This is a genomic window from Malikia granosa (assembly GCF_002980595.1).
Classification (GTDB): Bacteria; Pseudomonadota; Gammaproteobacteria; order Burkholderiales; family Burkholderiaceae_C; genus Malikia; species Malikia granosa.
This window is the reverse complement of sequence record NZ_PVLQ01000157.1, coordinates 1-1,304: the sequence shown is the minus strand read 5'-3', so window position 1 is coordinate 1,304 and position 1,304 is coordinate 1. Positions and strand designations below refer to the sequence as shown.

Annotated in this window: 1 protein-coding gene; it reads left to right on the top strand. The window is 36.1% G+C overall.

Annotated features, from left to right (window positions below):
* Positions 1–46: 46 nt before the first annotated feature.
* On the top strand, positions 47–1,304 hold a 1,258-nt coding region (locus tag C6P64_RS18115; protein ID WP_146115988.1), incomplete at its 3' end, for a PDDEXK-like family protein.

The window sequence follows — 1,304 nt, the reverse complement described above, 5'->3', positions numbered from 1 at the left end:
CTTTCAGAAAACTTAGTAATCAAAAGTCCTCCAAATAAATCACATCATGACAACAATCGACGAAATTCTAAGTGATCCGAACTTTGTGAAACTTGACAAAGAGCTTGCAAAATTCAACATTTTTCATGCCACAGACATGAAAAGCAGAGAAATCAAGCACACCAAATTCCTGGGCTACCTCCTGGACCCCAACGAATCACATCGAATGGGAACGAAATTTTTATGGGAATTCATTAGAAGACTATCGGCAAATGGAGTCGGCGGACTAGATTTAATTAATCTCAATCTGGAATACACAAAAGTAACTATCGAGTACACCCTAAGAGAAAATGGCAGGCTCGACCTTCTTCTGGAAATACCAAAAAACAACGAACTACTGGTAATTGCAATTGAAAATAAAATACAAGCAACTCAAGCACCAGATCAGCTAAAAAACTACAGAGAACAAATCAACAATCAACTTCCAGGTACCAAAAAATTTGTCTACTTAACATTAAATGACGAAGAACCGAACGACCAAAATGAGTGGGCAAACGTCACCTATGGAAACACGGTGGCACCTGCAATCATCGCATTACTTTCCGAGTCCGAAGAAACTCTTTCAACATATCTTAAATTTATTCTACAAGACTACATAGAAATAATCAAAAAGGATGAGGAAAAAACAGACAAGGCGTTCGAATTCTACGAACTCACAAAAGAAGAAGTCAAAATAAAAGTAAGGAGCATAAAAAACTCAAAAATAAACAGTCCCGAGTACAAGCTACAACTACTCTACCCCAGGGCTTTTGATTACATTAGAAGTTACGACGACGATCCAAGATTAAAGATATCAAAAGAATTCAGGGTTATATTTGGTTCATCCAAAAATCACGCTCTCAGACTTGAATCCTCAAGCAGAAAATATCTTGAATTCAGTATTCTTGACACTAACGTAGAAAATTTTCTAGTCAATGGAATTTGCTCATCGACCGCTACAAGAGGCCAATACAGCAAAAGAAACATCTACTTTCAAATAGAAGCAAGAATCAATCCAAACAACACAAGATCAGTCCTTTTAAGCACCAGACTCTACCTAGGACCGACCAATGAAAATTTCAGCCTTCGAAATGAAATTTGCAGCAAAATAAGGCATGAGTTTAGTGAAGAATCAATAACAAATGCTGGCCCGATATATACAAGAATCAAAAATTTTGAAAACTTCGAAACCACAGCAGAGGAATCATTACATGTACTTAATAATATGAAATCAAAATACGAAAATGAATCAAATGCCATAAAATGGCTTTGTTGCAATATTCAAA